The organism is Clostridium sp. ATCC 25772, assembly GCF_001573875.1.
Lineage (GTDB): Bacteria > Bacillota > Clostridia > Clostridiales > Clostridiaceae > Clostridium_J > Clostridium_J senegalense.
Window position 1 is genome coordinate 1 of record NZ_LFRG01000067.1, and the last position, 13,558, is coordinate 13,558.

Annotated in this window: 9 protein-coding genes; 4 read left to right on the top strand and 5 right to left on the bottom strand. The window is 28.6% G+C overall.

Annotated features, from left to right (window positions below):
* Positions 1-1,549: 1,549 nt before the first annotated feature.
* From AZI32_RS15935 to AZI32_RS15945, 3 genes are all read left to right on the top strand, one after another.
* Entirely contained in the window at positions 1,550-2,179 is a 630-nt protein-coding gene (locus AZI32_RS15935) for a RusA family crossover junction endodeoxyribonuclease (protein WP_061996800.1), read from the top strand.
* Positions 2,180-2,323: 144 nt separating this feature from the next.
* The gene (gene tsaD, locus AZI32_RS15940) at positions 2,324-3,346 is read left to right on the top strand and encodes a tRNA (adenosine(37)-N6)-threonylcarbamoyltransferase complex transferase subunit TsaD (RefSeq protein ID WP_061996802.1); all 1,023 of its coding nucleotides are present in this window, start codon (positions 2,324-2,326) and stop codon (positions 3,344-3,346) included.
* A gap of 514 nt (positions 3,347-3,860) precedes the next feature.
* A complete protein-coding gene (locus AZI32_RS15945) occupies positions 3,861-4,322 on the top strand; it encodes a DUF4230 domain-containing protein (RefSeq protein ID WP_275934993.1) in 462 nt (153 codons plus the stop codon).
* A gap of 50 nt (positions 4,323-4,372) precedes the next feature.
* On the opposite strand, the gene AZI32_RS15950 is transcribed toward AZI32_RS15945, so the two are convergent.
* The 3 genes from AZI32_RS15950 to AZI32_RS15960 form a co-directional block, all read right to left on the bottom strand.
* Entirely contained in the window at positions 4,373-5,206 is an 834-nt protein-coding gene (locus AZI32_RS15950; RefSeq protein WP_061996806.1) for a TPM domain-containing protein, read from the bottom strand.
* A 12-nt stretch (positions 5,207-5,218) separates the two neighbouring features.
* Positions 5,219-5,791, bottom strand: coding sequence for a LemA family protein (locus AZI32_RS15955; protein WP_061996808.1), 573 nt, complete (start codon positions 5,789-5,791; stop codon positions 5,219-5,221).
* 948 nt (positions 5,792-6,739) lie between these two features.
* Positions 6,740-7,120, bottom strand: a complete 381-nt coding sequence (locus AZI32_RS15960; RefSeq protein ID WP_061996810.1) for a CoA-binding protein — start codon at positions 7,118-7,120, stop codon at positions 6,740-6,742.
* Between the two features lie 547 nt (positions 7,121-7,667).
* Here AZI32_RS15960 and AZI32_RS15965 point away from each other — a divergent pair.
* Entirely contained in the window at positions 7,668-9,656 is a 1,989-nt protein-coding gene (locus tag AZI32_RS15965) for a fructose-bisphosphatase class III (protein WP_061996812.1), read from the top strand.
* 206 nt (positions 9,657-9,862) lie between these two features.
* Here AZI32_RS15965 and AZI32_RS15970 read toward each other — a convergent pair whose 3' ends face one another.
* Positions 9,863-11,098, bottom strand: coding sequence for a trypsin-like peptidase domain-containing protein (locus AZI32_RS15970; protein WP_061996814.1), 1,236 nt, complete (start codon positions 11,096-11,098; stop codon positions 9,863-9,865).
* A 577-nt stretch (positions 11,099-11,675) separates the two neighbouring features.
* Entirely contained in the window at positions 11,676-12,896 is a 1,221-nt protein-coding gene (gene pepT, locus AZI32_RS15975) for a peptidase T (RefSeq protein WP_061996816.1), read from the bottom strand.
* Positions 12,897-13,558: the final 662 nt, after the last annotated feature.

The window sequence follows — 13,558 nt, forward strand, 5'->3', positions numbered from 1 at the left end:
ACCTTCGCACATTAAACTCATATAAAATTTAAAGATAATAGAAGCATAATTGAGTATTTCAATTAAAAAGAGAGAATAGAAGCATAATTGAGTATTTCAATTAAAAAGAGAGAATTAATAATTATGGTTATTACTACTCACTTCGTTCCTAGTAATTCTCAACGTATTTTTGAATCTACAAAAGTAAAACTTCTAAATAAGCAATTATCCAAGACTTTTATTCCATAACAAGTGGGACAGGTTCATTTGTGGCTATTTTCTTCGCTTAACTGTAGATTCCACAATTACTGTACTCTCATAACAAGATAAGTAAAGAACCAGTACCCCTATTTGGGTTTTAGTAAAATTTTCAAACAAGCAATTACCCCTAGTGTTGGCTCCATAACAAATGGGACTTTTTTAGTTAAGAGTTAACAGTGAATAGTTAACAGTTCTGGTTATTACTATTCACTTCGTTCCTAGTAATTCTAAACGTAATTTTTATAAATTTTCAAAGCAAATTATATTTATAGATTTTAAAGAAAGTGATTGCCACTTTCCTCCTAAATTTTTAATTCATAATTCTTAATCCTTAATTTTTTTATTTTATTCCCATAACAAAATAAGCAAAGAACTAGTACCCTTATTTGGGTTTTAGTGAAGCCTTTAAATAAGCAATTACTTCTAGTGTTGCCTCCATCACAAATGGGACAGGCACGGTAAATTTATTTTCTTCACTAACACTTGATGCTCTTCTAACTTTATACTTCTATCTAAAAGTTCAAAGCCAGTCCCGAACCTCTACGCAGCAAAGCTACTTTATTTCAAAGAAACTGGTGATACAGTTTCATCCTGAACTATTAACTATTAACTCTTAACTATTTAAGGGGACTGGCTAACTTTTTTTATTCATGGTAACCAAATCCAAAGAGCTGATTTTTATTTTTATATAGATAAGCCATTCGTGCCTGTCCCATTTGTTACGGCTGTAAAATTAGATCTTAGCTTTTGTTTGTTTTACTTCTAAAACTCAAATTTTACTCCCTCTAATTCAAAGAAACTGGTAGCCCAGTTTCAACCGTCATTGTCAATTGTCCTTTGTCAAATGTCAATTTCTAACCCAATTGTCCATTGTCAATTTTTTAAACTACTTATCTCAACTAACCAATTAATCCCCTAAGTTCTGCCTCCATCACAAATGGGACTTTTCTAGTTAAGAGTTAAGAATTAATAGTTGTGGTTATTACTACTCACTTCGTTCCTAGTAATACTAAACGTACTCTTTATAAATTTGCAAGGCAAATTATACAATTAGATTAAAAGAAAGTGATTGCCACTTTCCTCCTGAATTCTTAATTCCTAATTCTTAATCCTTAATTTTTTTAATTGTCAAATGTCAATTCCTAATTGATTTTCCTTTGCCCATTGTTAATTTACTAAAGTTCAGTTTCTTTCTTAATTCCTAATTTTTTTAAAGTAAGTTTTGTGGCTTGTTGAAAAATTTAAGATTTACTTTTAAACTATACATATAAGTTATATACATATATTCGATTGTAGTTTGGAGGATTTTATGAGTTATGCAAAAGTTATAGTTAAGGGTTCCCCTATTTCAAAATCTAATTTTAAATTATTTAATATGAATGGTAGGGCTATTCTCCCTTATAATTCTGGTAAGTATCATGATCGATATGCACTTTATGAGGAAGAAATTGCATATGAATGTAGGGTTCAAAACCCTGGAATTGTTTTATCTGAAGCCTTAATTGCAGTTTTAAAAGTTTTTTATAAGTCTAAAAAACGTCATCCTGATACCAATAACATAACTAAAAGCATTTTTGATGGTGTAGAAAAAAGTGGACTTATAGTTAATGATGCTCAAGTTAGGCGATTAATTATAGAGGAATTTTATGATGAGAAAAACCCTAGGTTTGAGCTAGAGTTATTCGGTGAAAGTACATATAAGATGAATTATTCAATAGAGAAACGTGATATAAAAGACGAAACTATAGAGTATAATCCTCCTTCTAACTCAAAGACAAAAAATCCTAATCAATTAAAAAAAGTTACATCTCCAAAATCTGTCTCCAAAGAAGTTTTATGTTGTGAGATATGTCAAAGGTCAGTATCTAAGGAGAATGCTATATCTGCAAATAAAGGAAAAACTATTCTTTGTAAAAAATGCTTTAAAAAACTGTTCTAATATTTGATTATAAAGCTTATAAAAGTATATAATCATAATAGAGTTTCTCTTATTAGGCACATTTAATTAAATAATATAACTAAACTTTATTATTTAATTAAATATGTATTAATTGAATTGTCATAAGAACGAGGTGTTTATGCTATGAAAGAAAATTTTAAGATATTATCTATAGAATCTAGTTGTGATGAAACTTCTGCTGCAGTTGTTGTTGACGGTAGGGAAGTTTTGTCTAATGTTATAGCATCACAAATTTCTACTCATGAAAAATTTGGTGGTGTTGTTCCTGAGGTTGCTTCTAGAAAACATATTGAAGCAATCAGTGCTGTTGTTCAAGAAGCTTTAGATGAAGCTAATGTAACTTTAAATGAAATAGATGCTGTTGGTGTTACTTACGGACCTGGTCTTGTTGGTGCTTTACTTGTTGGTCTTCAGTATGCCAAATCTTTAGCTTATGCTCTTAATATCCCTTTAATAGGTGTAAATCACATTGAGGGTCACATAAGTGCTAACTTTATTGAATATAAAGAGTTAGAGCCTCCATTTGTAACATTAGTTGTTTCAGGTGGACACACATTTGTAGTACATATGAAAGATTATGGTGAATTTGAAGTTATGGGTGAAACAAAAGATGATGCTGCCGGTGAAGCTTATGATAAAGTAGCTCGTGCTTTAGGTCTTGGCTACCCTGGCGGTCCTAAAATTGATAAGATTGCTAAAGAAGGAAATAATACCGCAATAAAATTCCCTAAAGCTAACTTTCATCAGGAGTGCTTAGATTTTTCATTCAGCGGAGTAAAATCTTCAGTTTTAAATTATCTAAATAAAGCTGAAATGAAAAATGAAGAAGTTAATATACCAGATGTTGCTGCATCTTTTCAAAAATCAGTAGTTGAAGTCTTAGTTGAAAATGCTATTAAAGCTTGTAAAATAAAAAATGTTGATAAAATAGCTATAGCTGGAGGCGTTGCTTCTAACAGTTGTCTAAGAGCAACTATGATAAATGAATGTGAGAAGGAAGGAATAAAAGTTTTATTCCCAAAACCTATATTATGTACAGACAATGCTGCAATGATAGGAAGTGCTGCATATTTTGAATATAATTGTGGAAGAACATCTGATTTAACATTAAATGCAATTCCAAATTTAAAATTAGGGCAAAGATAAACAAATAACACCAGTTTAACTGGTGTTATTTTTGTTTTTATCCATTTTTAGGAATGTTTAATTCAAGACAAAACATTCCAAACTTAAAGCTATATGGTTAATTGTGCTAACTTAAATTTATCACTATCCTAGTAAAGTGTAAACCTCTCTATCCATATTTTATAAAAACTTAACCATTAAGTAATTTTTTGTCATTTTTTTCATATATATATATGTAGGGTTTCAATCTAAACTTTTAATTTATATCTTTATCAAGTGAGAATATTTTAACCTAATTAAATTCTAAAAGTCATCATTCTCAATGATTTTTACTATTTATTTTTCTCAATTGACAAATAAAATTTAATGGTATAAGCTAAAAAGTTTTTTTAATCTTTAAGGAGGTGTTTTTATCAAGAAAGTTTCTTTTAAATCTAAAATAATAGGACTTTTAATAATTGTTATAGTAGTTCTTTTATTTATTTTATCTTTTAAAACTCCTTTTAAATCTCACAGAAAAGATTCTACTGAAACAATATTTCAGCAACTTGTAAGCATTAATGAACTTGTTACTGTTAAATACGATTATTCTAATATTATTTCTGTGAAGGATAATTTAAAGTTTAATGATATAGATATCCCCTTTACTGAAAAATCTTTTGTTTTAAAATATGATGGATATATAAAAGCTGGAGTTTCTTTAAAAGAAAGTAAACTTAAAATAAATGGGAATAAAGCTACTCTGTCTATTCCTAATTCAAAGATTTTAGACCATGTAGTCATTGAGGATAAAATTTCTACTTTAAATGAAAAAAATTCTCTTTTTAATCCTTTGAAAAGCAATGAAATTTTTAATGAAATTTGTAAATCTAAAAATGAAAAAGAAAATGAAATTATTGATAAAGGCTTTCTTGATGAAGTAAATATATCTACTGAAAAATTTTTAAAAGATTTTTTCAAGAATTTAGGATATGATGTATCAATAAAATTTTATTAACATAACAAAAAAGTTATGAAAATAGAAATCTATTTTCATAACTTTTTATTTTACCAGCTTCCTGAAGAACCTCCACCATTTGAGCTTCCTCCACCAAAGCCTCCAAATCCACCACCTGATGAACCTCCTCCACCACCAAAGGGTCCGAAAAAGTCGTCATCATCATCATTTTTACGATTATTTCTTATAATTGGTCCTGTTCCATAATAGCGTCCTCTTCTTCTACGTAAGAAAAGTAAAGACATTAATCTTCCTTTATTAAAAAGCGCATCTCCTAATATGATAAAAACAATTATCCCTATTAAGATGGCTGATTCACCATCAGATTGTGAACCTTCTTTATAATTTTCTTGTGGAGAGTAATCATAAGATAATGTTTGATTATATTCTGTTGCAATATCCTGTGCAAATACTTTATATGCATTTAATAGTCCCGTTGAGTAATCACCTTCCTTGAAATAAGGTTTTGCTTCACCTTCCATTACTCTGTTACTATAAATATCAGTTATTGCACCTTCTAATCCTCTACCTACTTCTACTCTATATTGTTTATCTTCTATTGCCATTAGTATTAGTAGTCCATTATCTTTTTCACTCGTTCCTATTCCCCACTGTCTAAAAAGTTTATTTGCATAATCTTCTATTGAATTTCCTTGTAATGAATTTATTATTACTATAGTTGATTGTGCTGAAGTTTTATCTTCTAATTCTTTACCTATAGAAATAATTTCATCTCGTGTTTTTTCATCCATTATTCCAACATAATCATTTATATATTTATATTTTGTTGGGCTCTCATATTCTATTGAAAATGCACTTAATGGAGTTATACATACAAATAAAAAAATTAAAAATGCTGATATTCTTTTTATTAAATTTTTCATATTAACTTCTCACTACTTATTGAAGTCAACGTTAGGAACCTCTGTTGCTCCTTCGGCTGCTTTGAAATATTGTTTTTCTTCAAAACCAAACATTGATGCTACTATGTTGCCTGGGAACCTTTTAATTTTTTTATTGTATTGTGAAACTACATTATTATAATCTTCTCTCTTTATGGCTATTCTGTTTTCTGTACCTTCTAGAGCTACTGTTAAATCTTTAAAGTTTTCATTTGCCTTTAACTCTGGATAATTCTCCACTACAACTAAAAGTCTTGATAATGAATTAGAAAGTTCTGAATCTGCAGCTGCTTTTTCTTCCATTGTTCCTGCACCTGCAAGTTTTGATCTAGCATCTGCTATAGATGTTAATACTTCTTCCTCATGTGTTGTATACCCTTTAACAGTTGAAACTAAGTTAGGAATTAAATCCGCTCTTCTTTGTAATTGAGCATCTAAATCAGATGCAACAGTGTTTACTTGTTCTTCTAAACTTACAAAGCTATTATAGCTTGATACTAGTGGGAAAATTATAATAGCTATAATTACTAGTATTGCTATAACTATACTCATCGATTTCTTTTTCATAAAATCCCATCCTTTTTTTATATTTAGGTATTATTATATACTTTTTTCAGAATTTGAAAAGTAATATTTACAATTTTCTTATAAATATGCAATATATAATTTAATTTATACTTTTTAATCTTATATATTTTATGCTTATATATATAATTTTAAACATAAATTTAAATTTTTATTATTTTTATTTATTCTTCTTGAATATTTAGTTAAAAGTGGTAACACTTTGTTAGTTAAGAGTGAAGAGTTGTAATGCTTTGCTAGTTAAGAGTTAATAATTAATAGTTGTGGTTATTACTACTCACTTTGTTCCTAATAATTCTAAACGTATTTTTTAGGACTGGCTTTGATTACTTTAGGTTTTATTGATAACATTATGATTTCACTGTAAAAATAACTTATGGAAAATATACTTAGGTACGCCTGTCCTTCTTGTTACGGATGTGCACTTTTGAATATAGCTTTTGTTTGTTTTATCTCTAAAACTCAAATTTTACTCCTTCTAATTCAAAAGAAACTGGTAGTCCAGTTTCTTCCTAAATTCTTAATTCATAATTCTTAATCCTTAATTTTTTTAATTGTCCTTTGTCCATTGTCAATTTTTTTTAAATCTCTACCTCAACTAAGTAAGCAATTATACAAAGTTCTATCTCCATCACAAGAGGGACAGACGCGTAATTGGCTACTTTGCTATACTTTGGGATAGATACTTTTGTTGATTTTAGTTTTCTCAAATAACACTCAAAGTCAGTCCCTAATACTACAGTTTTAGCTAGACTTCTTAGCAATCAATATTTCTAAGTATCATCTCCATCACAAATGGGACAGGCACGATAAGTTTATTTTATTCGCTAATATTTGTTACTCTTATAATTTTGTATTCCTTAACAAAAACACCAAAGCCAGTCCCGAACAACTAAGTAGCAAAGCTGCTAATTCGAGACTAGCTATTTTTTATATGTTATTTAGTTCTACATATGCGCAGTGATTTAATTCTATGTTTAATCCGAGAGTTCTTGCTTTGTCTAATACTTCTTTATCAAATGATCCTGGTTGAAACCATACGTTTTCTATTCCAGCTTCTTTTATTTGATCTAAAGTACTTAATGATATTTTAGGATTTACTATCATATTAACAACATCTGGTTTTTGCGGTAAATCACTTATTAATGGATATACTTCAATTCCATCTATTGCTTTCCCTTTAGGATTTATTCCATAAACTGTATACCCTTTTTCACGTAATCTTTTAGGAATTTTATATCCAAATTTACTTTCATCGTCAGATGCACCTACTACGGCCCAAACTTTTAACTGCAACATTTCATCAACCATTTTAATTTCTCCTTTGTATTTTTATTTATATGTTTTCTTAGTTTTAAATAATTTATTCAATTAGATTGTTTACTATATAAATAATTACTTATTTTCCAAAAATAAATGTTACATTATTTGGCTATATGTTATATACTATTAATATAAATGATACATTATTGTGTTTAAATATAGTTATATAGTGAACAAGCTCAAATCTAAATGTCTTTTATTGTACTTAAGATGTTTTAATACTTCAATTACTATAGTTGTAAATTTGGGATGTTTGAAATTTATAATGCATAAAATAAAAGATGACTTTAACATCCTTATAGTAAAATAAGATTAAATCAATTTAATAAACTGAAATTTATTTAGAAATTAAGATACTTTGAGCATATGCTCACTGTTTTTTGGGTTCAATTTTAAAAATCAACTTGGAACCCTATAATTAAATTATGAAAATTACTGAGGACAGATGAAAAATTAATTTTATTCATTTTAATACTCAATTTAAACTATAAATTTTTCTGACTATAAATTTGTCTAATTCGAAAGGAGTTTTCTTATGTTAGCTATGAATGAAATAAGTGTCGATATGCTTGAAGATGATTTAAGATATCTTAAACTTTTATCACATAAATTCCCTACTATCTCAGATGCATGTACTGAAATAATTAACTTGCAGGCTATTCTTAATTTACCTAAAGGTACTGAGCATTTTCTTACAGATATACATGGTGAATATGAAGCTTTTAACCACGTTTTAAAAAATGCATCTGGAGTTATTAAAAGAAAGGTTAATGATATTTTAGGTAATACTTTAAAAGAAAGTGAACGAAAAGAATTATGCACCTTAATATATTATCCTGAGCAAAAGTTAGAACTTATAATAAATCAAGAAAAAGAAGTTGATGATTGGTATAGAATTACTTTATATAGACTTATCGAAATTTGCAAAATAGTTTCTTCAAAGTATACAAGATCTAAGGTACGAAAAACACTGCCACCTGATTTTGCTTATATTATAGATGAGCTTTTAAATGAACAAGAAACTAGACCAAATAAACTGGAATACTTTAATGGAATTTTAGATACAATTATTAGGATTGGTCGTGCTAAAGAATTTATTATAGCCATATGCAATGTAATTCAAAGATTGACAGTGGATAGACTTCATATTGTTGGGGATATTTATGATAGAGGTCCTGGAGCCCATATAATTATGGAAAGTCTTATGAGATATAGTTCTATTGATATTCAATGGGGAAACCATGATATTTTATGGATGGGAGCCGCTGCTGGAAATGAGTGCTGTATATCAAACGTTATTCGTATTTCTACAAGATATGCTAATCTTGAAACATTAGAAGATGGCTATGGTGTTAATTTACTTCCACTTGCAACTTTTGCAATGGATACTTATGGAAATGACCCTTGTAAATCATTTAAACCTAAAATAACTGCTGGAAGTTATAAAGAAACAGATTTAAAACTTATGGCCCAAATGCATAAAGCTATTTCTGTTATTCAGTTCAAGTTAGAAGGTCAAGTTATTAAAAGACGTCCTTCATTTAATATGGAACATAGACTTCTTTTAGACAAGATGAACTTGGAAAAAGGAACTGTACTTGTAGATGGAAAAGAATATCCTCTTAATGATACTAATTTCCCTACAATAGATATGAAAGACCCTTATAAGCTTACTAAAGAAGAAAGTTCTTTAGTTTTAAGATTAAAATCTTCTTTTATAAATAGTGATAAACTACAAAAGCATGTTAGATATTTATATTCTAAAGGAAGTTTATATCTTGTTTGTAATTCTAATCTTTTATATCATGCATGTATTCCTCTTGATGAACATGGTAATTTTAGAAAAGCTAAACTTTCTGGAAAAGAATACTCTGGAAAGGCATATTTAGATATGGCTGATAGACTTGCTAGAGAAGGTTACTTTAATAAAGGTAATTCTGAAAAAGATTTATATTCATTAGATTTTCTTTGGTATTTATGGTGTGGTGAAGATTCACCGCTATTTGGTAAAACTAAAATGGCTACTTTTGAAAGATATTTTGTTGACGATAAAACAACTCATACTGAAAGTAAAGATGCTTATTTTAAGTTTAGAGATAAAGAAGAAATTTGCGATATGATTTTAACTGAATTTGGACTTGATCCTTTAGATAGTCATATAATAAATGGTCATGTGCCTGTTAAAGTTGTAAAAGGGGAAAGTCCTATAAAAGCTGGTGGAAAACTTTTAGTTATAGATGGCGGATTTTCTAAGGCATATCAAAGAGAAACTGGCCTTGCGGGTTACACTTTAATATATAATTCCTATGGATTACAACTAGTTTCTCATGAACCTTTTGAATCTACCCAAAAAGCTATAGAAGAAGGAAAAGATATTCTATCTTCATCTGTTATACTTGAAACTACTAAAACTAGAAAAAGGGTTATAGATACAGATATTGGCAAAGAACTTATAGAGCAAATATCAGAGCTTGAAAAACTTCTTACTGCATATAGAAAAGGCTTAATTAAAGAATTAAAATAACTAAAAAAGATAGCTAAATTAGCTATCTTTTTTTGGGTTTGTATAAGTTAAAGGGAGATGAGGTTAATTTTTGTAACCTATAATATATATTAACCTATCCATTATCAAGGAATTTTATTGGTCTATTAACAATAGATTAAGGGGGATCTTTTGTTAACTCATCGTCATAAAATAATGGATTGGTTAGGCAAAACATAAAGTTTAAGTTAAGCCTCAAGCTTTATGTTAGCTTTCATAGTTTTCCCGTCCCTTATATATTCTACAGGGACTGTATCATTTTCTTCATGTTTTTCTTTTAGCGCATTAATTTCAGCTACTGTTTTGACATCTTTTCCATCAAACTTCACTATTACGTCTCCAGGTTGTATTCCTGCCTTTTGAGCTGCACTAAAATCTTCTACTCCTGCAATATAAATACCTTGTGGGATATTATATTGTTTGGATAAAACTTCATCAATATCTTTACACTGTATTCCAAGTTTTAATATTGGTTTTGTTAAGATATCAAGCTTTTCTTTTGCTGCATTTATCGGAATTGAGAATCCTAATCCTTCAACACCTTGTGCTTGTATTTTTGCTGTATTTATTCCTACTACTTCACCTTTTGAGTTAAGTAGTGGACCTCCACTATTTCCTGGGTTTATAGCTGTATCTGTTTGTATTAATTTTAGTGTTTTTCCATTTTCAAATTGCATTTCTCTATTAACAGCACTAATAATTCCTGTTGTTACTGAACCTGAGAAATCTTTGGATAATGGACTTCCTATAGCTATAACCTGTTCTCCTACTTTTATATCATCGGAGTTTCCGAATGTTAAAACTCCTGGTATTTTCACATCTTTTTTAGTTATTTTTACAACTGCTAAATCTGCATCCTCATTATAGTTCACAACTTTAGCCGAAACTTCCTCACCAGTACTAAGTATTACATTAACTTCACTTGCACCTTCAACAACGTGATAGTTAGTTAATATTAGTCCTTCTTCATTAAATATAAATCCTGACCCTATACCTTCTTGAGGAGATGTTTGCCATCCTGCAAAGTTTTTTGGGAAAGATTTTGTTGCAACGCCTACTACTGCTGGTGATACTTTTTCAACAACATCTGGTATGTTCATATAATCACCTGCACTTATAGGAGTTGTAGAAACGTTATTATTTGACTTTTCTTGAACTGGTGATGACTGATTATTATGTCTTAACGCTGTATAAGTAACTGCGCCTCCAATTCCGCCACCTAATGTAGAACATATAAGTCCTATTGCTATATAAGGTCCAATGCCTCTTTTTTTCTTCTTTTTTTTCTTTGGTGGTGGATTATATGAATAATTATTATCATTCACTGTATATTCTGCATTATCTATAAATGTTTTTTCTAATTCTTCATTAGTATTATTTTTCACTTCCATATTATTTAAGTTGTTTTCATTTGTATCGCTCATATTATCAACCCCTCACTTCAACCTTATGACTAAATTTTAGTTCAATTTTATGTCAATTTTGTGTCTTATAATTGACAGTTTAATGACTTCTATTTGACAATTTAAAGACAAGCTTCTATATTATAGAGTTCCAAGTTAAGTTTTAAAGTTATTCATTTATCAAATGAGAAAACTCAAATTAATATTTTATCAATAACTAACAGATTGTTTTAGTTAAAAGTTAAGAGTGAATAGTTAATAGTTAATAGTTATGGTTATTACTACTCACTTCGTTTCTAGTAATTCTCAACGTATCTTTTTATAAATTTGCAAAACAAATTATATTGATAGATTTTTTAAATCATTTTCAGAAAGTGGTTGCCACTTTCATCCTATATTCTTAATTCATAATTCATAATTCTTAACTAAACTTATTTTTATCAACTGATAACAAAAATTTGAGGAACAAATTTAAATAGAGCTTATTTCTATATATCCATGAATTAAATTCTATTTATATTATTATCTTAATCAAATCTTATAATACCTATATAAAAACAAAAAAGATGACCAAATTTAGTCATCTTTTTTATATTTATTATTTATTAGAATATAATTCTATTATTTTTAATACTACTTGAACTGCACTTTCCATTGATTCTTTTACAATGTATTCAAATTTTCCATGGAAGTTATGTCCGCCAGTGAATAAATTTGGAGTTGGAAGTCCTTTAAACGAAAGTTTTGATCCATCAGTACCACCTCTGATTGGTAATACTAATGCTTCTATTTCTAAAGATTTAATTGCTTCTACTGCAGTTTCTACTATATGATATTGCTCTTTGATTTTTTCAGCCATATTATAGTATGTATCTGACATATCTAAAACAACTGTTCCTTCACCATATTTTTCATTATATTTTTTAACTAAAGCTTCCATTGTAGCCTTTTTAGCTTTGAATTTATCCATATCAAAGTCTCTTATTATATATTCCTGAACAGATTTTTCAACTGTTACATTCATATCTGTTAACATGAAGAATCCATCATAACCTTCAGTTGTTTCTGGTCTTTGGTTTTCTGGTAATTCATTAAAGAATTCCATAGATATTATTCCAGAATGTTTCATTTTTCCTTTAGCTGAACCTGGATGTACGTTTACTCCATTAAATGTAACTACTGCTCCAGCTGCATTGAAAGTTTCATAAGATATTTCTCCAACTTCACCACCATCTAATGTATAAGCAAAATCAGCATTGAATGCAGGAACGTTAAAATTATTACATCCTGTTCCTATTTCTTCATCTGGTGTGAAAGCAACTTTAATTGTTCCATGTTTTATTTCTGGATTATTTATTAAGTATTCCATAGCTGTCATTATTTCAGCTATACCAGCTTTATCATCCCCACCTAATAACGTTGTTCCATCAGTTGTTATTATTGTTTTGCCAACATACTTTTTGATTTCAGGAAAATCTTTAACTGATAATGTTGTATCTTCATTTAGTTTTATATCTTCTCCACCATAATTTTCGATTATTTGAGGATTTACGTTTTTACCTGAATAATCTGGTGCTGTATCCATATGAGCCAAGAATCCTACTGTTGGAACTTCTTTTTCCATATTTGATGGCAATGTTGCTATAACAAACCCCATTTCATCAACTTTAACATCACTCATACCTATTGATTTTAATTCTTCTAATAAAACTTTTCCAAATTCTAATTGACTTTTTGTGCTTGGAAGTGTTGATGATGCTTCATCACTTTGAGTATCATATTTAACATAACCTAAAAATCTTTCTAGTAATTTAGACATTATTTTTCCCTACCTTTATCAAAATTTGTAATACTTTCTATTATTATAACATGATAGATTTACAATTTAAAGTATTGTTGCTTTACACAAAATACATTCTTTTCATAAAATTTTAACATTTTTCTCAATTATATTTTCTCTATTAATTCAAATTTTATTCTATATTCATATTGTGAATTACAATAGGGTTCTAAGTTAAATTTTAAAGTTATTCATTTATCAATAACTAACAGCCTTCTTTAGTTAAGAGTTAAAAGTTAATAATTACTAGTTGTGGTTATTACTACTCACTTTGCTTCTAGTAATTCTCAACGTATTTTTAAAATCTAGTTTTACTAACAAACTTTAAGTAAGCAATCACTCAAAGTTTTACTTCCATAACAAGTGGGACAGGTTCATTTGTGGCTATTTTCTTCGTTTAAATTATAGATTTCACAATTGCTGTATTCCCATAATAATATAAAAAAAGAACCAGTACCTCTATTTTTCTTTTAGTGAAACCTTTAAACAAGCAATTACTTCTAGTGTTGTCTCCATCACAAATGGGACTTTTTCAGTTAAAAGTTAATAGTGAATAGTTAATAGCTCATAGGCCCCCGTGGAAAAGTAGACTCATAATTCGAATGGAACTATACTAGGATTAATGAATGGAGGGGTGCATT